General features: G+C 73.1%; 18 protein-coding genes. 11 read left to right on the top strand and 7 right to left on the bottom strand.

Annotated features, from left to right (window positions below):
• Positions 1 to 37 precede the first annotated feature (37 nt).
• The 3 genes from AB0412_RS28585 (at position 38) to AB0412_RS28575 (ending at position 3,380) form a co-directional block, all read left to right on the top strand.
• Positions 38 to 268 (top strand): hypothetical protein, encoded by a 231-nt coding sequence (locus AB0412_RS28585; RefSeq protein ID WP_366405475.1) that lies wholly within the window; start codon positions 38 to 40, stop codon positions 266 to 268.
• A gap of 76 nt (positions 269 to 344) precedes the next feature.
• Positions 345 to 2,087, top strand: a complete 1,743-nt coding sequence (locus AB0412_RS28580; protein ID WP_366405474.1) for an HEXXH motif domain-containing protein — start codon at positions 345 to 347, stop codon at positions 2,085 to 2,087.
• Between the two features lie 66 nt (positions 2,088 to 2,153).
• Positions 2,154 to 3,380: an arginine deiminase gene (locus tag AB0412_RS28575; protein WP_366405473.1), complete on the top strand. Its 1,227-nt coding sequence runs from the start codon at positions 2,154 to 2,156 to the stop codon at positions 3,378 to 3,380.
• 54 nt (positions 3,381 to 3,434) lie between these two features.
• Here the strand turns inward: AB0412_RS28575 and AB0412_RS28570 are convergent, their stop codons facing one another.
• The 4 genes from AB0412_RS28570 to AB0412_RS28555 form a co-directional block, all read right to left on the bottom strand.
• Positions 3,435 to 5,351 carry a glycogen debranching N-terminal domain-containing protein gene (locus tag AB0412_RS28570; RefSeq protein WP_366405472.1) on the bottom strand — a complete coding sequence of 639 codons (1,917 nt, stop codon included), beginning with the start codon at positions 5,349 to 5,351 and terminating at the stop codon, positions 3,435 to 3,437.
• Positions 5,348 to 6,649 (bottom strand): trehalase family glycosidase, encoded by a 1,302-nt coding sequence (locus tag AB0412_RS28565; RefSeq protein WP_366405548.1) that lies wholly within the window; start codon positions 6,647 to 6,649, stop codon positions 5,348 to 5,350. Before AB0412_RS28565 ends, AB0412_RS28570 begins: the two co-directional genes overlap by 4 nt.
• Before the next feature lie 8 nt (positions 6,650 to 6,657).
• The gene (locus AB0412_RS28560; protein WP_366405471.1) at positions 6,658 to 7,464 is read right to left on the bottom strand and encodes a sugar phosphate isomerase/epimerase family protein; all 807 of its coding nucleotides are present in this window, start codon (positions 7,462 to 7,464) and stop codon (positions 6,658 to 6,660) included.
• Between the two features lie 116 nt (positions 7,465 to 7,580).
• The gene (locus tag AB0412_RS28555; RefSeq protein WP_366405470.1) at positions 7,581 to 8,627 is read right to left on the bottom strand and encodes a zinc-binding alcohol dehydrogenase; all 1,047 of its coding nucleotides are present in this window, start codon (positions 8,625 to 8,627) and stop codon (positions 7,581 to 7,583) included.
• Positions 8,628 to 8,819: 192 nt separating this feature from the next.
• Between AB0412_RS28555 and AB0412_RS28550 the strand changes: the two genes are divergently transcribed.
• From AB0412_RS28550 to argF, 6 genes are all read left to right on the top strand, one after another.
• Positions 8,820 to 10,223 carry an extracellular solute-binding protein gene (locus AB0412_RS28550; RefSeq protein WP_366405469.1) on the top strand — a complete coding sequence of 468 codons (1,404 nt, stop codon included), beginning with the start codon at positions 8,820 to 8,822 and terminating at the stop codon, positions 10,221 to 10,223.
• A gap of 52 nt (positions 10,224 to 10,275) precedes the next feature.
• The gene (locus tag AB0412_RS28545; protein ID WP_366405468.1) at positions 10,276 to 11,289 is read left to right on the top strand and encodes a sugar ABC transporter permease; all 1,014 of its coding nucleotides are present in this window, start codon (positions 10,276 to 10,278) and stop codon (positions 11,287 to 11,289) included.
• The gene (locus AB0412_RS28540; protein ID WP_366405467.1) at positions 11,289 to 12,155 is read left to right on the top strand and encodes a carbohydrate ABC transporter permease; all 867 of its coding nucleotides are present in this window, start codon (positions 11,289 to 11,291) and stop codon (positions 12,153 to 12,155) included. Before AB0412_RS28545 ends, AB0412_RS28540 begins: the two co-directional genes overlap by 1 nt.
• Positions 12,156 to 12,179: 24 nt before the next feature.
• Positions 12,180 to 13,376, top strand: a complete 1,197-nt coding sequence (locus tag AB0412_RS28535; protein ID WP_366405547.1) for an ROK family transcriptional regulator — start codon at positions 12,180 to 12,182, stop codon at positions 13,374 to 13,376.
• A gap of 96 nt (positions 13,377 to 13,472) precedes the next feature.
• Positions 13,473 to 14,345, top strand: coding sequence for a Gfo/Idh/MocA family oxidoreductase (locus AB0412_RS28530; RefSeq protein WP_366405466.1), 873 nt, complete (start codon positions 13,473 to 13,475; stop codon positions 14,343 to 14,345).
• A gap of 112 nt (positions 14,346 to 14,457) precedes the next feature.
• Positions 14,458 to 15,459: an ornithine carbamoyltransferase gene (gene argF, locus AB0412_RS28525; RefSeq protein ID WP_366405465.1), complete on the top strand. Its 1,002-nt coding sequence runs from the start codon at positions 14,458 to 14,460 to the stop codon at positions 15,457 to 15,459.
• A gap of 10 nt (positions 15,460 to 15,469) precedes the next feature.
• Here argF and AB0412_RS28520 read toward each other — a convergent pair whose 3' ends face one another.
• Positions 15,470 to 15,925: an ATP-binding protein gene (locus tag AB0412_RS28520; protein ID WP_366405464.1), complete on the bottom strand. Its 456-nt coding sequence runs from the start codon at positions 15,923 to 15,925 to the stop codon at positions 15,470 to 15,472.
• Between the two features lie 248 nt (positions 15,926 to 16,173).
• Here AB0412_RS28520 and AB0412_RS28515 point away from each other — a divergent pair, with 248 nt between their 5' ends.
• Both AB0412_RS28515 and AB0412_RS28510 read left to right on the top strand, forming a co-directional pair.
• The gene (locus tag AB0412_RS28515) at positions 16,174 to 17,001 is read left to right on the top strand and encodes an enoyl-CoA hydratase family protein (protein WP_366405463.1); all 828 of its coding nucleotides are present in this window, start codon (positions 16,174 to 16,176) and stop codon (positions 16,999 to 17,001) included.
• Positions 17,002 to 17,003: 2 nt separating this feature from the next.
• Entirely contained in the window at positions 17,004 to 19,322 is a 2,319-nt protein-coding gene (locus AB0412_RS28510; protein ID WP_366405462.1) for a bifunctional salicylyl-CoA 5-hydroxylase/oxidoreductase, read from the top strand.
• A 12-nt stretch (positions 19,323 to 19,334) separates the two neighbouring features.
• Here the strand turns inward: AB0412_RS28510 and AB0412_RS28505 are convergent, their stop codons facing one another.
• Together AB0412_RS28505 and AB0412_RS28500 are read right to left on the bottom strand one after the other, a co-directional pair.
• Positions 19,335 to 20,156: a PaaX family transcriptional regulator C-terminal domain-containing protein gene (locus AB0412_RS28505; RefSeq protein ID WP_366405461.1), complete on the bottom strand. Its 822-nt coding sequence runs from the start codon at positions 20,154 to 20,156 to the stop codon at positions 19,335 to 19,337.
• Positions 20,157 to 20,211: 55 nt separating this feature from the next.
• Positions 20,212 to 21,795 (bottom strand): AMP-binding protein, encoded by a 1,584-nt coding sequence (locus AB0412_RS28500; protein ID WP_366405460.1) that lies wholly within the window; start codon positions 21,793 to 21,795, stop codon positions 20,212 to 20,214.
• Between the last annotated feature and the right edge of the window lie 52 nt (positions 21,796 to 21,847).

The raw sequence follows: 21,847 nt of genomic DNA, 5'->3' as shown, positions 1-21,847 counted from the left end.
GGCATCGCGTGCCACCGTGCGAGAAGGGGGACGCACCTTGCATCAGCCGCCCGCTCAGCGCAACGCCGTTGCCGCCGCCCGAGAGCCCGGCCTCGCGGCGGGGGCTCCCGTCGTGGAGTCGGACCTGGCGGACCTCGCGGCACTGCCCCTGACCGCCGTGGACGGACTCGCTCCGCTCCGGCCCGGCACCCGCCTTCTCACCGAGGTCCTGCGCTCCCGCGGCAGCATCAGGGGCGGAGGCGAACCGGGCGGCGCCCGCGCCGAATAGGGCTCCTCACGCGCCCGCCGCACGGGGAGTGCCCCGCAGCGCTTCCGCATGCCCGCCCACCGACCGGAGGCCCCCGGTGACGACCGCCGAGCAGCGTCCCACCCCGTTCCGCATGCCCGAGCAGCTGTTCGCGGAGCTGGCCGCCGGCGGGGGCTCCGCCGACGCCGTCGCCTTTCTCGAACGGGCCGAACGGGCCCGCCGGTTGTTGCTGCTGCGCACCCTGCTGGACCACCTGGACACCCTGCCCACACCGCTCACCCCGGCCGCCGAGGTGTGGCGGCTGCTGAAGGAGGCGTACGAGCGGTCGCCGGAGCCGGTCGAACGACTGCTGCTCGCGCCGACGACGGGCGCCTGGATCGCCCACATGCTGCGCCGCGTCCACGGCACGGCGACCGGACCGCCACTGTGGGCCGAGGCCGGCCGGCTGGGCGCCCTCACCGTCGCCGCGGCGCTGCGCGCCGGCACCGACACCGACCTGCTCGTCCCGCTGACCGACGGCGCGCTGTCCCTGCCGGGACTGGGCACGGCCTGTCTCCCGGAGGGCGCCGAAGGACTGACGACCGGCCGGGCGAGCACGCGCGCCGGGGAGCTGACCCTCACCGGTCCGGACCGGGCCGGGCGGCCGACGTCCCTGAGATGCCGTCCGCGGCCCGTGCCGGTCGGCGCCGCCGCACGTGCCGAAACGCTTCACTGGCTGCCGCTGCGCACCCTCACCCACAGCACTCCCACCGGTGACGTCGCCATCCCCCTGGAGGACCTGGACCCCTACCGCGACCTCGACGACCCCGTCCCGCCCGCCCGGCTGGACGCCGACGAGGCCGGGGCGTGGCAGCGGCTGTTCGACGAGGCCACCGGGATCCTCGCGGCCGGGGGCGCGGCGGGGCCGCCCGGGCGGCTCGACCCCGCCGTCATCCGGACGATCGTGCCCTGGGAGCGGACCAGCCTGCTGCCCGAGCCGCCGACCGACGTCCGCGTGTCCGCGTCCAGCGGCGACTCCTACGGCGCCATGGTCATCGCCCGCCCCTCCTCGGCACTCGCGCTCGCCGAGGCACTGGTCCACGAGTTCCAGCACAGCAAGCTCGCCGCCCTGGTCCACCTCTTCCCGCTCCTCGACGACGACCGTGCCGAGCGCTACTACGCCCCCTGGCGCCACGACCCGCGCCATCTCACCGGTCTGCTGCACGGCGCCTACGCCTTCACCGGCGTCGCCGGATTCTGGCGCGACCGGCTGGCCGAGCCCGAGCACGCCGAGACGGCCGCCTACCACTTCGCACTGCGCCGCACCCAGAGCCGGCTCGTGGTGCGCACCCTCCTCACCAGCGGCCGGCTCACCCCCGCCGGGCACGCCCTGGTCAGCGGCCTGGCCCGCACCCTGGACGCCTGGCTGCGCGAGCCCGTCGACCCCGCCGCCCTCACTCGGGCGCGCACCGCCGCCGCTCTGCACCGCACGGAGTGGCGCCTGCGCAATGTGGCACCGCCGGCCGGCGCGGGAGACCCTGCTCCGGGCGGCCCGCTCGCCGGGACCGCTGAGCCGCCTGCCGGCACCCCGCCCCTGCGCCCCGACCGCGCACCCTGGCCGGACAACCGCACCCACGCCTTCGCCACCCGCCCCGTCGGCCCCAGCACCCCCGACGAACACCTCGCCGCGGGCGATCCGGCCGCCGCCCTCGACGGCTACGCGAAGGAACTCGCCCGCGAGCCCGCCGACCCGCATCTGCTCGCCGGGTGGATCGTCGCCCGGGCCGCGCTGGACCCGGGGCCCGCCGCCCGGCGGCTGCTGGCCCGGCCCGAGCTGCTGCAGCCGCAGCGCACCGGCTGACCAAGGAGGCCGCCCAGTCTTCGCAACACAGGGGTGAACACGCGCTCGGGTGGTCAGGATGGAGGCATGACCTACCACGTCGACTCCGAGGCCGGACGGCTGCGCCGCGTCATCCTGCACCGGCCCGATCTCGAGCTCAAAAGGCTCACCCCCAGCAACAAGGACGCCCTGCTCTTCGACGACGTGCTCTGGGTGCGCCGGGCGCGCGCCGAGCACGACGGGTTCGCGGACGTGCTGCGCGACCGGGGCGTCACCGTCCACCTCTTCGGTGACCTGCTCACCGAGACGCTGGCGATCCCGGCAGCGCGGGCCCTCGTCCTGGACCGGGTCTTCGACGAGAAGGAGTACGGCCCGCTGGCCACCGACCACCTGCGGGCCGCGTTCGAGACGCTCTCCGCGGCGGAGCTGGCCGAGGCGCTGGTCGGCGGGATGACCAAGCGGGAGTTCCTGGACGCCCACCCCGAGCCGATCTCCGTGCGCTTCCACGCCATGGAGCTGGACGACTTCCTGCTCGGCCCGCTGCCGAACCACCTCTTCACCCGCGACACCTCCGCCTGGATCTACGACGGGGTCGCCATCAACGCCATGCGCTGGCCGGCGCGGCAGCGCGAGACGGTGCACTTCGAGGCCATCTACCGGCACCATCCGCTGTTCACGCGCGAGCGCTTCCACGTCTGGTCCGAGGGCCAGGCCGACTACCCGTCCACCATCGAGGGCGGCGACCTGCTGGTCATCGGCAACGGCGCGGTGCTGATCGGCATGAGCGAGCGGACCACCCCGCAGGCCGTGGAGATGCTCGCGCACAAACTGTTCGCGGCCGGCTCCGCGGAGACGATCGTGGCCCTGGACATGCCGAAGAGACGCGCCTTCATGCACCTGGACACGGTGATGACGATGATCGACGGCGACACCTTCACCCAGTACGCGGGCCTCGGCATGCTCCGCTCGTACACCATCGAGCCAGGGGTGGGGGAGAAGGAGCTGAAGGTCACCGACCACCCGCCGGAGCACATGCACCGCGCGATCGCCGCCGCGCTCGGGCTCAGCGAGATCCGGGTGCTGACCGCCACCCAGGACGTCCACGCGGCCGAGCGCGAGCAGTGGGACGACGGCTGCAACGTCCTCGCGGTGGAGCCCGGCGTCGTCGTCGCCTACGAGCGGAACTCCACCACCAACACGCATCTGCGCAAGCAGGGCATCGAGGTGATCGAGATCCCGGGCAGCGAACTGGGCCGGGGCCGGGGCGGGCCGCGCTGCATGAGCTGCCCGGTGGAGCGCGATCCGGTCCCCTGAGCCTCAGCGGCCCGCCGGGACGCCCGACGTCAGGGGCCGCCGGGACGCCCGACGTCAGTGGCCGCCCCGTAGTGCCGTGAGCAGCGCCAGCGGGGTCGCCGCCGCCCACGCCTGCGGGGAACAGGAGTGCGGGTAGGGCACCGGCGCCGGATGGTCCGCGGGAGAGTAGCCCGCCAGGACCTCCGGGAGCCGCCAGCCGTGCTGCTCCGCCGTCGCCAGCAGCCCCGCGGCCAGCGTCCGCAGTTCCTCGGTGAGCCCGTACCGGGCCAGGCCGAGGGCGATCACCGCGTTGTCGTGCGGCCAGCAGCTGCCCCGGTGGTACGACAGCGGGTGGTACGGCGCCTGTCCGGCCGCGAGCGTGCGGATCGCCCAGCCGGAGAAGAAGTCCGGCTCCAGCAGCCGGCGGCCGACGCGCGCCGCCCGGTCCTCGTCGAGGATGCCCGACCACAGCAGATGCCCGGCGTCGGAGGCGAGCGCGTCCGCGGGGCGTCCCGCGCCGTCCAGCGCCAGGGCGGGGAAGTCCTGCTCGGGCAGCCAGAAGTCGCGGTGGAAGCGGGCGCGCAGATCCGCCGCCACGGACTCCAGCCGCTCGGCGTACTCCGGGTCGCCCCACACCTCGCGGGCCAGCCCGGCCGTACGGAGCAGCGCGTCGTAGGCGTACCCCTGGGCCTCGGCGACCGCGATCGGGCCGTCCGCCTGGGTGCCGTCGGCGAAGCAGATCGCGCCCTCGGAGTCCTTCCAGTTCTGGTTGACCAGACCGTTCGGGTCGGGCGTGTAGACGAGCCAGCCGTGCTCCGTCAGACCACCGTCGCCGAGCATCCAGTCGACGGCCGCCCGCGCCTGCGCTTCCAGCCGCGCGGCCAGCGCCCGGTGGGCGTGCAGCAGCACCAGGAACAGCGGCGTCGAGTCGACCGCACCGTAGTAACGCCCGTACGGCACCTGCCCGAAGTGCGCCAGCTCCCCGAGCCGCACCTCGTGCACGATGCGCCCCGGCTGTTCGCCGCGGAAGGCGTCGTACGTCGTGCCCTGCGTCGCGGCCAGCGCCAGCAGGGTGTGCTCGGCGAGCTCCGGGCGGTACGGCAGCGCGAACAGCGACGTGAGCAGCGAGTCACGCCCGAAGAGCGTCAGGAACCACGGGATGCCGGCACCGGGCACGCGCAGCGCCTCGCCGTCGGGGCCGGTGGCGGGGACGCGCAGGAGGGCGAGGTCCGCGAGCCCCTGCGCACAGGCGCGGGCCGGCGCGTCCGTCCCCTCCGTGATCGCCGGGAGGGTGAACTGCTCGATGTCCGCCGCGAGTTCGTGCGCCGCCTCCGCCGGTGACGTCACCTCCGAGACCGCGCTGCCGCCGGGTGTCCGCGCCTCCGCCCGGAGCGTCAGTTCCGCGTCGCCGTGCGGCGGCAGGGTCACCGTCCACCCGAGCACCGTGCCCTCGGGCGCCGAGCGGATCGCGTCCGGGGCCGGTGTGCCGCGCACCGTCGTGGTCGCCGACCAGGCGTCGCCCCGGCGGTAGGTGAACTCCACGCCGCCGGGCAGCACCGACGTGGACCGCCGGCCGTCGCCCTTGTCGTACGCGCGTCCGTCCGCCCGCAGTTCGAACTGGTCGGCGAAGTCCGCGTCGGTCAGCAGCTCCAGACGGGCGGTCACCTCCACGGGCCGGTTGCTGACCAGGCGCAGGCGCTCCACCAGCACCCCGGCGGCGACGGCCTGCTCGCGGAAGACGGTGTACGCGGCCGGTTCGTCGCGCGTGCCCTGCGGCATGAGCACCGACGCCGCCGGCACCGCGCCGTCCGCCGCGGGCACCAGCACCGCCGGTTCCGCGCCGTCCACGGTGAGCTGCCAGCGGCTCAGGTGGCGGGCGTCGCAGCGGAACAGGCCGTCGGGGGACGTGCCCCGGCGCCCGGTGATGCCGCCGCCCGGGGTCAGCGCGGCGAACGTCCCGTCCCGTACCAGGAGCACGCGGTCGCCGCTCATTCCGTCACCGCCAGGTCCAGCGCCAGCGCCGCCGTCCACGCGAAGCCGCGCGTGCCGCGCGCCTGACCGGTGAACGGGTCGACGTACTCGGCGAAGCCCGAGTCCACCGCGCCCGTGACGATCGCCGACCGCAGCGCGTCCGCGTCGGCGAGCAGCCCGTACTGCCGCAGCCCCCGCTCGATCACCCACGCGGTGTTGAACCACGCCGGTCCGCGCCAGTACCGCGACGGGTCGAACGCCGGGCCCTTCACGTCGTAGGAGGGCACCAGCGGCACCTCGCCCAGCCGGAAGTGCGGACCGGTGAGCGTCGCGTGCAGTCCCTCGACCACCTCGGCCGGCAGTCCGGGGACCAGCAGCGGCATCAGGCCGGCCACGCCGCGCTCGTCGATCTGCTCGTCCGACACCACGTCCCGGCACCGGAAGATGCCGGCGCGGGCGTCCCACAGCCGGTCGAGCATGGCGTCCGTCAGCCGCGCTGCCCGCTCCCAGTGCGCCGCCGGGTCCGCGCCGACCTCGGCGGCGATCTCGGCGAGGGCGTGCTCGGAGGCGACGAGCAGCGCGTTGACGGCCGGGTCCTCGACGGCGAAGGCGTGGGCGTCGTCGGCGTACCCGCGGTCGCGGTAGTCGGCGGCGAGGCGCACGTACCGGCCGTAGTCGAGGTCCGTCGGGCGGTCGGCGGGGTCGCCGTGGGCGAGGTCGGCGCGCCGGTACGAACCGGCGGGCGCGGGCTCGATCCGCGACAGGGGGCCGTCCCACACGGGGCTGTTGTCCATGCCCGGCTCCCAGGGATGGACGTTCGCCGTCAGGCCGGCGCCGCCGAGGTCACGGCGGCCGGTGAGGTAGCCGTGCCAGGCGACCAGCCTCGGGTACACCCGGCGCAGGAAGCCGCGCCGCTCGGACGCGGCGGGGTCGGCCCGGTGGACCAGCCACGCGGCGAGCGCGTGCACCGGCGGCTGCACGAGGCCGGAGGTCTCGGTGCCTGCGGGGGCGCCGCTCGCGGCACCGGCGGTGGTGGTGCGCCAGAAGTCGGGGCTCGGGAAGTACGCCTCGTTCGGCACCGCCGGGTTGAACACGATGTGCGGGATGCGTCCGTCGCCCCACTGGGCACCCAGCAGCGACTCCAGTTCGCGCTGCGCCCGGCGCACCGACAGATGGCGCAGGCCGATCGCGATGAACGCCGAGTCCCAGCTCCACTGGTGGGGGTAGAGGGTGTGGGAGGGGACGGTGGACGTGCCGGTCCAGTTGCGGACCAGCACGGCCGCCGCGGATGCGTACACGGACCGGGTCGCGGTCTCCATCACCAGCGTCACGCGCCGTTCCTCCGCAGCGTCGCGGGGATGGACCGGACCGCCTCGACCGGGTCGCCGGTCAGCCGGCACTCGGCGGCCAGCCAGCCGTCGTAGCCCGCGGCCCTCAGGGCGCCGATCCACGACTGCCAGTCGAGGTGTCCGGCGCCCGGCTGGAAGCGGTTGGAGTCGGAGACCTGGGCGTGCCCGATCCACTGCGCGTGAGCGAGGATCGCGGCGGCCGGGTCGGCCTCCTCGATGTTCATGTGGTAGCTGTCGATGCCGATGCGTACCGAGTCGAGGCCGACCGTGCGGATCAGGTCGGCGGCCTGCTCCAGCCGGTTGACCATGTGGTCCTCGTAGCGGTTCAGCGGCTCCAGGTAGAGCGTCACGCCCTCGCGGCGGGCGTGCTCGCCCAGCTCCGCGAGCCCGGCGAGCAGCACCTCGCGGTCCTCCTCCTCGCCCCGCGGCGGCTCGAAGGGCGGCAGCCGGCGGGAGAACATCCCGTACGAGGCGGGGGTCTGGGCACCGAGTCCGCCGATCTCGGCCATCACCGACAGCTGCGACTTCATCTGCTCGATCGCGTCGCGGCGCAGCTCGGCTTCGAAGGCGCCGAAGAAGTGCAGCATGTCCACGCAGACGGTCGGCATCACGACGCCGTCGGCGAGCGCCTGCTTGAGCTCGGGCAGCCGCTCACGGAAGTGGAACCCGCCCTTGGCGCGCAGCTCGATGCCGTCGTAGCCGGCGGCCTGTGCGAACTCCCACTTCTCCTGGAGGGTCTCGCCGGGGAGCAGCTGTTCCTGGGCCGCTGTCTTCAGGGGCTTCATGGTCGTTCGGGGTGCCTTCCTGGGCGTGGACGCTGTGGGGGAGTGGAGTCGATCGGCGCCCCGGGGTCAGGTACGGGGCGCCGAGATCATGGGATGGCGGGCGGGTCGCCGGGCCGTCAGAACTCGAGGACGACCTGCAGCGCGTCCGCCGGCCGCTCGTCGAGCAGCACGTACGCGTCGGCGGCCTCGCCGACCGGCACGACATGGCTGACGAGCGAGGTGACGTCGACCCGGCCGGCCGCGACGAGGTCGAGGAACGTCCGCTGGAGCCGCTCCACGGTCCACCGGCCGGCCAGCTGCGGCGGCACGCCGCCGATCTGCGAGCAGATCAGCTGCACCCGGTTGTGGTGGAACTCGTCGCCGAGCCGCAGCCCGATCCCGTCGCCCTGGTAGAAGCCGGAGGCGACGACCCTGCCGTCGACGGCGACGGAGCGCAGCGCGGTGTGCAGGGCCGGGTAGACACCGCTGATCTCGATGGCGGTGTCGGCGCCGCGCCCGCCGGTGGCCTCACGAATGCGTTCGGCGACCTCGTCGGTGCGGGCGTTGAGCGTGCGGGCGGCGCCGTACTTCAGCGCCCACTCCAGGCGGCCGTCGAGCGCGTCGACGGCGGTCACCGTGGCGCCGCTGAGCTGCGCGAGGCGGGTGGTGAGCAGGCCGATGACGCCCTGCCCGAAGACGGCGACGTCCTCGCCGAGGTTGATGCCCGCCGCGAGGACCGCGTTGTATGCGATCGCGCCGACCCGGGCGAAGGCGCCGGCCAGCGGTTCCAGGCCGTCGGGGAGGGTGTGGCCGATCATCCGCTCGGCCGGGACGATGCCCTCGCTGCGGTGGCCCCAGATGCCCCACACCAGGTCGCCGACGGCCGGCATGCCCGGCGTGCCGACGAGCTCGGGGGAGACCTCCGTCACCTCGCCGACCTCGGAGTAGCCCCAGCCCGCCACCGGGTACTCCATCCCGGCCGCACCCTCGCGGAACAGCCGCGCCTCTGCGTCCCAGGTGCGGGTCAGATACGGGTTGGTGCCCCGGTAGGCGGTGAGCTCGGTGCCGGCGGAGATGCCCGAGTAACGGGTGCGCACCCGCAGATGCCCGGCCGGCAGCGGCAGGCTCTCGTGCTCGGCGACTTCGACCTGGCGTGGGCCGGTGAACTGGACGACGCGTTCCACGTGATGCTCCGGGGAAGGGGGTGGGCTGATCCGCTGGCGTTAACCGCTTGTGTCGAAGATACGTCAGACTTATGTCTTGTCAAGCAGCAAAAGTGATGGTGTGATGCATCGCGTCAATGCTTAAGGTGCGTGACGACCCGGCCATCCGTGGCGGGTTCTCGCCCACCGTCAAAGCGCGGTAAGGATCACGACATGCTCAAGCGGTTCCGGCGGTCGAGGACGACCGCGGCCCTCCTCACGGCCTCCCTGGCCGCGGGCGTGCTGGCCGGGTGCTCCTCCTCCAGCGGCCCGGAGAAGCCCGACAACAAGATCACGGTGTGGTCCGAGGAGAACCTCACGCCCCGGATCGCGGCAACCGAGAAGGTGATCGACCGGTTCGAGAAGGAGACCGGCATCGAGGTCGACCTGGTCGGCGTGGACGAGAACCAGCTGCCCCAGCTGATCATGTCCGCCGCCGCGGCCGGCAACCTCCCGGACGTGATCGGCGCGGTGCCGCTCGGCCAGGCCTGGCAGATGTACAGCAACGGACTGCTGAACACCGAGATCCCCGAGCAGGTCGTGAACGGTCTGGGCGAGGACACCTTCAACGCCAACGCGCTGAGGCTCACCGAGGACGGCGGCACCCGCCTCGGCGTCCCCTCCGACGCCTGGCTCCAGCTGCTCGTCTACCGCAAGGACCTCCTCGACAAGGCCGGGCTGCCCGCCCCCGACACGTACGACAAGCTGCTGAAGGCCGCCGCCACGCTGGACACCGAGGGTCGCGACGGCATCTCCGCCGCCACCGACCCGGGCGACGTCTTCACCCAGCAGAGCTTCGAGAACCTTGCCCTCGCCAACGGCTGCGAACTGGTCGACGGCGAGGGCGCGGCCGACCTCGACTCCCCGGCCTGCGAGCAGGCGTTCGCCGCCTACGACGAGCTGGCCCGCGAGCACGGCGCCCCCGGCACCCAGACCGTGGACTCCACCCGCGCCACCTACTTCGCCGACCGCTCCTCCATGATCGTCTGGTCGTCGTTCCTCCTGGACGAGCTGGCCGGACTGCGGGGGGACGCCCGGCCCAGCTGCGAGCAGTGCAAGGACGACCCGGAGTACCTGGCGAGGAACAGCGGCATCGTCACCTCGCTCAAGGGCCCCGACGGCGCCGAGCCCGCCCAGTTCGGCGAGATCACGTCCTGGCTCACCACCAAGACCGCCGAGACCGACGCCTCCCGGAAGTTCATCGACTACATGATGGGCGCCGGCTACGAGGACTGGTTCGGCATGGCCCCCGAGGGCAAGATCCCCGTCCGCGCGGGCACCGCCGAGGAACCGCAGCGCTACCTGGACGCCTGGCGCGCCAGCGAGATGGGCGTCGACACCCGCAAGCCCATGAACGAGGTCTTCCCGACCGAGCTGCTCGACCAGCTCGCGGACGGCGTCAGCCACATGAAGCGCTGGGGCATCACCCAGGGCGCGGGCGCCCTGGTGGGCGCCACCAACGGGGAGCTCCCGGTGGCCAAGTCCATCGGAGCCATGACCAGCGGACAGACCCGGCCCGCCGAGGCCGCCCGCGAAGCCCAGGAAGAGGTCGAGGCGCTGCGGCAGTCACTGGAGTGACCGCCCCCGCAGCAGCCCCCCGGCCCGCCCCCTTCACCGAGGTACGCAACCCATGACCACAACCCACAGCCGGGCATCGTCGCCCGGCCCCGCCCCCGCAGACGGCGGGCGCGGGCCCGCCGGCCGCCCGCCGCTGACGGCGAGCCGCCGGGAGAACCGCGCCGGCCTGGCCTTCGTCACCCCCACCTTCCTGGTGGTGCTGGTCGTCGTGCTCATCCCGATCCTGTGGACGGTGCTGCTGGCCTTCCAGGACGCGGGGCTCGTCGACATCCAGGGCATGGGGATCTTCGGCAACTGGACCCTGGACAACTTCCGCGACGTCCTCGGCTCCGCCGGCTTCTGGTCCAGCCTGGTCACCACCCTGATCTACACCGTCGGCGCCACCGCCGGCTCCGTCGTGCTCGGCCTGGTCGCCGCGCTCGCGCTGCGCAGGCCGTTCCGCGGGCGCGGGCTGCTGCGCGGCTCGATGCTGCTGCCGTACGTCGCGCCGGTCGTCGCCGTCGCGTTCGTCTGGGAGGTGGCGCTCAGCCCGCAGTACGGCATCGTCAACGAGTGGGGCAAGACGGTCCTCGGCTGGGACGACCCCATCGCCTTCCTGTCCACCCGTGAGTACGAGGTCGGCCTGCTGGGGATGCACTTCGACATCCCGCTCGCCCTGCTCACCGTGATCGCCTTCGAGATCTGGCGCTACTTCCCCTTCGCCTTCCTCTTCCTCCTCGCCCGCCTCCAGGCCGTGCCGGACGGGCTGGAGGAGGCCGCGATGGTGGACGGCGCGACCATCTCGCAGCGCTTCCGGCACATCCTGCTGCCCCAGCTGATGCCGGTGATCGCGCTGCTGTGCGTGCTGCGCTTCATCATGACGTTCAACAAGTTCGACGACGTCTACCTGCTCACCGGCGGCGGCTCCGGCACGGACGTCGCGGCGGTGCGCGTGTACGACTTCCTCACCTCCCGCTACGACGTGGGTGCCGCCGCGGCCCAGGCGCTGGTGCTCGCCGTCATCCTCATGGCGCTGCTCGGCATCTACTTCAAGTTCTTCGCCAAGAAGGTGCAGGAGGAGTCCTGATGACACGCGCACAGTTCGAGGAGCGGTTCTTCGGGATCGCGCGCTGGGTGGTCATCGCGTTCCTCGCGGCGATCACGCTGGTGCCCTTCTACTACATGGCCATGCTGTCCCTGAAGCCGATCGACGCCCTGCTCGTCGACCCCGGCTCGCTGTGGGTGTCCGCCAAGGAATTCACCCTCTCCACCTACCGGGACGTGCTGAAGTCCACCGACGACGGAGGCCAGGGCTTCCTGCGGCTGATGCTGAACTCGGCGCTCGTCTCGATCGGCACCGTCGTGCTGACCCTGGCGGCGGCCGTCCCCGGCGCGTACGCGATCAGCCGGCTGAGGTTCTTCGGCGGCCGGCAGGTCAGCGCGCTGTTCCTCGCGGTGTACCTGTTCCCGGCGACGCTGCTCGCGGTGCCGCTGTTCGTGATGTTCGCGAAGATGGGACTGTCGAGCAATCTGGTGGGCCTGGCGATCGTGTACGTGGCGCAGACCGTGCCCGTGTCGATCTACATGCTGAAGAACTACCTCGTCACCATCCCGGCCTCCATCGAGGAGGCGGCGGCCCTGGACGGCTGCTCGCGGCTGCAGACCGTGCGCAAGGTGATCCTGCCGCTCGCGCTGCCCTCGCTGATGGCGACCGGCCTGTACGTCTTCATGATCGCGTGGAACGAGTTCCTGTTCGCGCTGCTGTTCCTCGCCGCCGACCCCGACAAGTGGACGGTGTCGCTGGGCCTGGCACAGCTGGCGAACGGCATCGAGGTCTCCAAGACCGTCCTGATGGCGGGCTCGGTCATCCTCACCATCCCCGTGGTACTCCTGTTCTTCGCCGCCGAGAAGCTCCTCACCGAGGGGCTGACCAGCGGCGCGGACAAGGGCTGAGCCCAGGGGAGGGGATCCACGGTGGTGTCGGGAGCACAGTCGAGCGCGGGGCATCTGCTCGCGCTCATCAGGACCGGGGCCGCGGTCACCCGCGGCGAGCTGCAGCAGGCCACCGGCCTGTCCCGGTCCACGGTCGGCCACCGCCTGGACCAGCTGTTCGCGGCTGGATGGATCCGCGAGACGGCCGCCGGGCCGTCCACCGGCGGACGCCCCTCGGTACGGCTGGAGTTCGACGCCTCGCACGCCGTGGTGCTGGCCGCCGACCTCGGCACCCGGCACGCCCGGGCGGCGGTCCTCGACCTCGCCGGGCAGGTGCTGGCCGAGCGGTCCGGGGCGCTGCGGATCACCGACGGGCCCGAGCCGGTGCTCGAGGAGCTGGCCGGCTGGTTCGCCGAGCTGGTCGCCGGGTCGGGCCGGGGCACGGCCGAGGTCTGCGGCATCGGGCTGTCCGTCCCCGGTCCCGTCGAGTGGGAGTCCGGGCAGATCGTGCAGCCGCCGATCATGCCCGGCTGGGACCGCTTCCCGGTGCGCGAGCGGCTGCGCGAGGCGTTCGGCGCGCACGCGCCGGGTGCCGCGAAGGACCTGCCCGTCCTCCTCGACAACGACGCCAACCTGATGGCGTACGCCGAACAGCGCGCCGGGCACCCCGACTGCGGCGCCTTCGTGCTGATCAAGGCGTCCACGGGCATCGGCGCGGGCGTCGTGGTCGACGGCCAGGTGTACCGCGGCATCGACGGCGGCGCGGGCGACATCGGCCACGTCAGGCTGCACGACGGGGCCGACGCGCTGTGCGCCTGCGGCTCGTACGGCTGTCTGGCCGCGGTGGCCAGCGGTGGCGCGCTGGCCCGCCGGCTGACGGAGCTGGGTGTGCCGGCGGCGTCGGGCTCCGACGTGCGGGAGCTGCTGGCCGTCGGCCAGCCCGACGCGGTGCGCCTCGCCCGGCAGGCGGGGGTGCGGGTCGGCGAGGTGCTGGCCACCGTCGTCACCCTGCTCAACCCCGGGGTGCTGATGATCGCCGGTGATCTGGCCGGGACTCCGTTCGTCACCGGTGTGCGCGAGGTGCTGTACCAGCGGGCCATGCCGCGGACCACCGCCCATCTGGAGGTCGTCACCTCGCGCCTGGGCGAACGCGCGGGCCTCGCGGGCGCGGCGGCGATGGTGGTGGAGCACCTGTACGCGCCCGACGTGGCCACGGCCCGGCTCGCGGACAGCGGACCGTAGACGGCCGGACAGCGGACCACAGACGGCCGGACAGCGACCGTGGACAGCCGGACAGCGGCCCGCAGACGGAACAGACGAAAGACCGGAGCACCCTCCATGACAGACACCCCCGTCCGCGTCGGCCTCGTCGGCGCGGGACCCTGGGCCCGCACCATGCACGCGCGGATGCTCGCCGCCGGACCCGAGACCACCCTCGCCGGCGTCTGGGCGCGCCGCCCCGAGGCCGCCGCCGAGGTGGCCGCCCCGTACGGCGCCCCGGTCGCGTCCTCCTTCGACGAGCTGCTCGACACCTGCGACGCGCTGGACTTCGCCGTACCGCCCGCCGTGCAGGCCGAGCTCGCCGTGCGCGCGGCCAAGGCCGGCAAGGCGCTGCTCCTGGAGAAGCCGCTCGGCCCGGACCTGGCGGGCGCCCGCGCGGTGGCCGACGCGGTCGCCGAGCACGGCGTGGTCTCCCAGCTGGTGCTGACCAAGCGCTACCACCCCGCGACCCGCGACTTCCTGAGCCGGGCCGCCGCCCTCGACGACGTGCGCGGCGCCCGCTCCTGCTATCTGCACGGCGCGTTCCTCGGCGGCGAGCTGGCCACCGCCTGGCGGCTGGAGCACGGCGCGCTGCTCGACCTGGGCCCGCACCTGATCGATCTGCTGGACCACGCGGTCGGCCGCATCGTCTCGATCCGGGGAACGGGCGACCCGCGCCGCTGGATCGAGCTGACCTGCGAGCACGAGAACGGCGCGGTCAGCCAGGCGTCCCTGTCCGGCGCGGTGAGGCTGCCGGGGGTCCGCACCCGCATCGAGCTGTTCGGCACCGAGGACGAGCTGGTGTACGACACCGCGGAGCTGGACCACGAGGAGTGCTGGCCGGTGCTGCGCCGCGAGTTCGCGCAGGCCGTGCGTGCGGGCACGTCCGGTGAACTGGACGCGGCCCGCGGCTTGCGGCTCCAGGAACTGCTGACCCGCGCGGTGGACTGACGGACCGGACGCCCCGACGATGACCGGAGAGCACCCCGCCTTCGTGCCGGAGCGGCAGTCTGTATAGTGATGCATTACTTCGCATAGTCATCAGAGATTCGGGAGCTCGTCCATGGCGACAGACCTCGGCGGCCGCCACTTCCTGAAGGAGCTCGACTTCACCGGTGACGAGCTCCGTCACCTTCTCGCCCTCGCCGCGGAGCTGAAGGCCGCCAAGAAGGCGGGCGCGGAGACGCAGCGGCTCCGGGGGCGGAACATCGCGCTGATCTTCGAGAAGACCTCCACACGCACCCGCTGCGCGTTCGAGGTCGCCGCCGCCGACCAGGGCGCCCACACCACGTACCTCGACCCGGCCGGCTCGCAGATCGGGCACAAGGAGTCCGTGAAGGACACCGCCCGGGTGCTGGGCCGGATGTACGACGCGATCGAGTACCGCGGGGACAGCCAGGCGAAGGTGGAGGAGCTCGCGCAGTACGCCGGAGTGCCCGTCTACAACGGCCTCACCGACGACTGGCACCCCACCCAGATGCTCGCCGACGTGCTCACCATGACCGAGCACTGCGCCAGGCCGCTCACGGAGATCGCCTTCGCCTACCTCGGCGACGCCCGCTTCAACATGGGCAACTCCTACCTGGTCACCGCGGCCCTGCTCGGCATGGACGTCCGCATCGTCGCGCCGAAGACGTACTGGCCCGCTCAGGAGATCGTCGACCGTGCCCGCGAGCTCGCCGCCTCCAGCGGGGCCCGCGTCACGCTCACCGAGGAGATCGCCGAGGGGGTCGCCGGCGCGGACTTCGTGGCCACCGACGTCTGGGTCTCCATGGGGGAGCCCAAGGAGGTCTGGGCCGAGCGGATCACCGCCCTCGCGCCGTACGCGGTGACCATGGACGTGCTGCGCGCCACCGGCAACCCGGACGTGAAGTTCCTGCACTGCCTGCCCGCCTTCCACGACCTCGGCACCAAGGTCGCCCGCGAGGTGTACGAGACCCACGGTCTCGACTCCCTGGAGGTGACCGACGAGGTCTTCGAGTCGCCCCACTCGGTCGTCTTCGACGAGGCGGAGAACCGCATGCACACCATCAAGGCGGTCCTGGTCGCGACCCTGGGACGCTGAGACAGGGCCCTCAGGCGTGCGGCCGTCGCTGGCGGGGGACGGGTGACAGGTGGAACCACACCGCCTTGCCGGACTCGGTCGGGCGATGGCCGCAGGACGAGCTCAGGGTGCGGATCAGCAGCAGGCCGCGTCCGTGCTCCTGCCAGGGGTCCGGCTCGCCGCGGGCGGGCCGGGTGAGGTCGCCGGGCGGGGCCGGATCGCCATCGTGCACCTCGACCCGGCAGCCGGTCGGCAGCAGCCGCACCACCAGCTCTATCGGCGCGCTGCCCGAGGTGTGCTCCACGGCGTTGGCCACCAGCTCGGCGGTCAGCAGCTCCGCCGTGTCGCAGTCGGCGGAGTGCTCCTGCTCGGCCAGGGCCGTACGGACCAGCGCACGGGCCACGGGCACCGCGGCGGTGCTGTGCGGCAGTGCCACGCGCCAGGAGGCGGGGGCTGAAGGGCGTTCGTACAAGGCGGGTCCGTTCATGGCAGCAGGCCGTCCTGCTTTCAATTACTCAATGGTACGGCCGGGTGATTCCCACCCCGGCAACGGAGGGCCTACCCCGCCCGTTCCCCCGCCTCCCGCGTCGGCGGCCACCGTTACGACCCTGTGGACGAGCCGTGACGGAGACGGGGGCTGTATCGCGCCTGCATGACGACAGTCACGGATGAGTGATAGCTTCGAGGGGTAGAGCTCAGCGAGCAGTGCCGTGCCCGCCCGAGGAGGCCGCCCTCATGAGTCCTTTCACCGGCTCCGCCGCCCGCACCGCCCGCTGGGAGCATCTGCGCGTCGACCTCGACGACGGCGTCGCCACCGTCACCCTCGCCCGCCCCGACAAGCTCAACGCGCTCACCTTCGGCGCCTACGCCGACCTGCGCGACCTGCTCGCCGAGCTGTCCCGGGAGCGCGCGGTGCGGGCCCTGGTGCTGGCCGGCGAGGGACGCGGCTTCTGCTCCGGGGGCGACGTCGACGAGATCATCGGCGCGACGCTCTCCATGGACACCGCCCAGCTCCTCGACTTCAACCGGATGACCGGCCAGGTCGTCCGGGCGATCCGGGAGTGCCCGTTCCCGGTGATCGCCGCCGTCCACGGAGTCGCCGCGGGCGCCGGCGCGGTCCTGGCCCTGGCCGCCGACTTCCGCGTGGCCGACCCCACCGCCCGCTTCGCGTTCCTGTTCACCCGCGTGGGCCTCTCGGGCGGCGACATGGGCGCCGCCTACCTGCTCCCCCGCGTGGTGGGCCTCGGTCACGCCACCCGCCTCCTCATGCTCGGCGAACCCGTCCGCGCACCCGAGGCCGAGCGCATCGGCCTGATCAGCGAACTGGCGGAGGACGGCGACGCCGACAAGACCGCCCAGTCCCTCGCCCGCCGCCTGGCCGACGGCCCGGCCCTGGCCCACGCCCAGACCAAGGCCCTGCTGACGTCGGAACTGGACATGCCGTTGTCGGCGGCCATCGAACTGGACGCGTCGACCCAGGCCCTGTTGATGAACGGCGAGGACTACAAGGAATTCCACGCGTCCTTCACCGAGAAGCGCCCCCCGAAGTGGCAGGGGAGGTAGGGATGTTCTCGACGAGGGGAAGCATTCCGACCTCAGGGGCGCGGGGAACTGCGCACCGCTTCGCGATCATCGGCGGCGGCCCCGGAGGACTGTACGCCGCCGCGTTGCTCAAACGCCTCGACCCCACCCGCGAGGTGACCCTCTACGAACGCAACGCCCCCGACGACACCTTCGGCTTCGGCGTCGTCCTCTCCGACGAAACCCTCGGCGGCATCGAACACGCCGACTCTGTGGTCTACGAGGCCCTGCGCAAGGACTTCATCCGCTGGGACGACATCGACATCGTCCACCGCAGCATCCGCCACACCTCCGGAGGACACGGCTTCGCCGCCCTCGGCCGCCGCCGCCTCCTGGAGATCCTGCACGACCGCTGCCGCGACCTCGGCGTCGATCTCCGCTTCCGCACCGAGGCCCCCGACCCCGATCACCTCGCCCGCACCCACGACCTCGTGATCGCCGCCGACGGCGTCCACAGCACCACCCGCACGGCCTTCGCGGACGTCTTCCGCCCGCGCATCACCTCCCACCGCTGCCGCTACATCTGGCTCGCCGCCGACTTCGCCTTCGACGCCTTCCGCTTCGAGATCGCCGAGACCGAGCACGGCGTGATGCAGCTCCACGGCTACCCGTACGCCACCGACGCCTCCACCGTGATCGTCGAGATGCGCGAGGAGGTCTGGCGCGCCGCCGGTTTCGACGAACTCGACGAGACCGAGTCGATCGAACGCTGCGCCAAGACCTTCGCGGACGCGCTCGGCGGACGCCCCCTGCGCTCCAACAACTCGGCCTGGACGACCTTCCGCACGGTCGTCAACGAGCGCTGGTCGCACGGCAACATCGTGCTCCTCGGCGACGCCGCCCACACCGCCCACTTCTCCATCGGCTCCGGCACCAAACTCGCCGTCGAGGACGCCCTCGCCCTCGCCGCCTGTCTGCGCGAACAGCCCTCGCTCCCGGAGGCGTTGACGGCGTACGAGGAGGAACGGCGCCCCGTCGTCGCCTCCACCCAGCGCGCCGCCCTGGCCAGCCTCGCCTGGTTCGAGGACCTGGACCTCTACCTGGACCAGCCACCCCTGAGGTTCGCGTTCAACCTGCTCACCCGCAGTCGCCGCGTCACCCACGACAACCTCCGGCTGCGCGACGCGCACTTCACCGAGTCGGTGGAGCGGGAGGCCGGCTGCCCGCCCGGCACCCCACCGATGTTCACCCCGTTCCGGCTGCGCGGCCTGACCCTGCGCAACCGGGTCGTCGTCTCGCCCATGGACATGTACTCGGCGACGGACGGCGTCCCCGGCGACTTCCACCTGGTCCACCTGGGCGCCCGTGCGCTGGGCGGAGCCGGGCTGGTGATGACGGAGATGGTGTGCGTCAGCGAGCAGGGCCGGATCACCCCCGGCTGCACGGGCCTGTACACCGGCCGGCAGGCCGAGTCCTGGCGGCGGATCGTCGACTTCGTGCACGCGCAGTCCCCGGGCACCGCGATCGGCGTGCAGCTCGGCCACAGCGGCCGCAAGGGGTCGACCAAGCTGATGTGGGAGGGGATGGACGAGCCGCTGGACGACGGCAACTGGCCCCTCGTCGCCGCCTCCGCGCTCCCCTACAAACCCGGCAGCCAGACACCGCGCGAACTCTCCCGCGCCCAACTGACCGACATAAGGGAGCAGTTCACCTCCGCCGCCTGGCGGGCCGCCCGCGCCGGCTTCGACCTGCTCGAACTGCACTGCGCCCACGGCTATCTGCTCTCCGGCTTCCTCTCCCCGCTGACCAACCACCGCACCGACGCCTACGGCGGCTCACCGGAGAAGCGGCTGCGCTTCCCGCTGGAGGTCTTCGACGCGGTGCGCGCGGTGTGGCCCGAGGACCGGCCCATGACGGTCCGGATCTCCGCCACCGACTGGGCCGAGGGCGGCAACACCGCCGAGGACGCCGTGGAGATCGCCCGTGCCTTCGCCGCGCACGGCGCCGACGCGATCGACGTGTCGACCGGGCAGGTCGTCGCCGAGGAGCAGCCGGAGTTCGGCCGCTCGTACCAGACGCCGTTCGCCGACCGCATCCGGCACCGCGTCGGCATCCCGGTGATCGCCGTCGGGGCGATCTCCTCCTGGGACGACGTCAACTCGCTCATCCTCGCGGGCCGCGCGGACCTGTGCGCCCTCGCCCGCCCGCACCTGTACGACCCGCACTGGACGCTGCACGCGGCGGCCGAGCAGGGCTACGAGGGTCCGGGAGCCGTGTGGCCGGCGCCGTACCGGGCGGGCAGCAGGCGCCCGCAGACCGGCCGGACGGACGCGCCCAAACCCCGGCTCAGCCTCGGCGCCTGAGGCGCCCAGGGGTCACAGCCCCACGAACGCCGCCCCGGCGTCCCGCAGCCGCGCGTGCAGGCCCTGGAAGACGGCCGCCGAGCGGACGCCCGGCCAGTCGGGCGGGAGCAGCGCGGCGGGCAAACCCGGGTCGGCGTAGGGGAGATGGCGCCAGGAGTCGAGGGCGAGGAGGTAGTCGCGGTACGCCTCCTCCGGCGGGGTCTCCGCGCGCTCCTCCCACGCCTGGAGGACACGCGCGTGGCGGTCCAGGAACGCCTCGTGCTGCTTGGCGATCCCGGCCAGGTCCCACCAGCGGGCCACCGCCTCGGAGGTGGCGGCGAAGCCGAGATGCTCCCCGCGGAAGAGGTCCACGTAGGCGTCGAGACCGAGCCGCTCGAGGGTGTGCCGCGTCTCCTCGTACAGCCGCGCCGGGGCGATCCACACGCCGGGCGCCGCCGTGCCGAAGCCCAGGCCGGACAGCCGGGAGCGCAGCACGTGCCGCTTGTGGCGCTCGGACTCCGGCACGGAGAACACCGCCAGCACCCAGCCCTCGTCCCCGGGCGCGGCGGTGGCGTAGATGCGGCGGTCGCCGTCGTCGAGCAACTGGCGGGCGTCCGGCGACAGTTCGTAGCCGGCCGCGCCCTGTGCGGTGCGGGCCGGGACGAGCAGCCCGCGCCGCTTGAGCCGTGACACCGACGAGCGCACCGAGGGGGCGTCCACGCCGACCGCGGCCAGCAGCCGGATCAGCTCGGCGACGGGCACCGGGCCCGGCACGAAACGGCCGTACGCGCCGTAGAGCGTGACGATGAGGGACCTCGGAGCGTGCTGCGCGGACTGGTCGGACACATTGATCATCCTAATCGCGCCGTCCGGTGCGAGCCCGCCCGTGGCCTGTCCGCGTCACGCCTGGTCAGCCGCGCAGCCGGAACCGCTGGAGCTTGCCGGTGGCCGTGCGCGGCAGCGCGTCCATGAAGACGATCTCGCGGGGGCACTTGTACGGCGCGAGCTCGGACTTCACGAAGGCGCGCAGCGCCTCGGGGTCCCGTTCGGCGCCCTCCTTCAGCACCGCGTACGCCACCACCACCTGACCGCGGTCCTCGTCCGGCCGCCCGACCACCGCCGCCTCCACCACGTCCGGGTGGCGCAGCAGCGCGTCCTCGACCTCGGGACCGGCGATGTTGTACCCGGCCGAGATGATCATGTCGTCGGCGCGGGCGACGTAACGGAAGTAGCCGTCGGGCTCGCGGACGTAGGTGTCGCCGGTGATGTTCCAGCCGCCGCGCACGTACTCCCGCTGCCGCGGGTCGGCGAGATAGCGGCAGCCGACCGGTCCGCGCACCGCGAGCAGGCCCGGCTCGCCGTCGGGCAGGGGCGTGCCGTCGGCGTCCTGGACGCGCGCCTGCCAGCCGGGGACCGGGACGCCGGTCGTGCCGGGCCGGATGTGCTCGTCGGCGGCGGAGATGAAGATGTGCAGCAGCTCGGTCGCGCCGATGCCGTTGATGATGCGCAGCCCGGTGCGTTCGTACCAGGCCTGCCAGGTGGCGGCCGGCAGGTTCTCGCCCGCCGAGACGCAGCGGCGCAGCGCGGAGAGGTCGTACCCGTCCAACTGGTCGAGCATCGCCCGGTACGCGGTCGGCGCGGTGAACAGCACCGACACCCGGTGCTCGGCGAGCGCCGGCAACAGCTGGGAGGGGTGGGCCTGTTCGAGCAGCAGCGCGCTCGCGCCGGCCCGCATCGGGAAGACGACGAGGCCGCCGAGGCCGAAGGTGAAGCCGAGCGGGGGAGAGCCGGTGAACACGTCGTCCGCGGTGGGCCGCAGCACGTGCCGGGAGAAGGTGTCCGCGACGGCGAGGACGTCCCGGTGGAAGTGCATACAGCCCTTGGGGCGCCCGGTGGTGCCCGAGGTGAAGGCGATCAGCGCCACGTCGTCGGCGGCCGTGTCCACCGCTGCGAACGGCGTGGCGGGTGCCGGGCGGTGCAGCAGGTCGTCGGGGGAGTCGCCGCCGTAGGTGGCGATCCGCAGGTCCGGGATCTCGGCCTTGGCGAGGTCGTCCACCGAGCGGATGTCGCACAGCGCGTGGCGGACCCGGGCGATCTCGCAGATGGTGCTCAGCTCGTGGGGCCGCTGCTGGGCCAGCACGGTCACGGCGACCGCGCCCGCCTTCAGCACGGCCAGCCAGCACGCGGCCAGCCACGGTGTGGTGGGCCCGCGCAGCAGCACCCGGTTGCCGGGGACGACTCCGAGGTCGCCGGTGAGCAGGTGCGCGAGCCGGTCGACGTGGGCGCGCAGCTCGTCGTACGTCCAGTGCGCGCCGTCGGGGGTGCGGAACACCGGGCGGTCGCCGGGCGGGCCGTGCAGCAGTTCGGCGGCGCAGTTCAGCCGCTCGGGGTAGCGCAGCTCCGCCAGGTCGAAGCGGAGCTCGGGCCACTGGTCCGGTGGCGGGAGATGGTCGCGGGCGAAGGTGTCGACGTGCGCGGTGGCTCGTGGATTCATGACGATTCGCCCCCTTGGCGTGGTGGGCTCGCAGAAGGAGCGTATCGTGTTG

The sequence above is a fragment of the Streptomyces sp. NPDC052012 genome, from assembly GCF_040689265.1.
Taxonomy (GTDB): Bacteria; Actinomycetota; Actinomycetes; order Streptomycetales; family Streptomycetaceae; genus Streptomyces.
The sequence above is the reverse complement of the archived record's forward strand: the minus strand, read 5'-3'. Positions and strand labels throughout refer to the sequence as shown.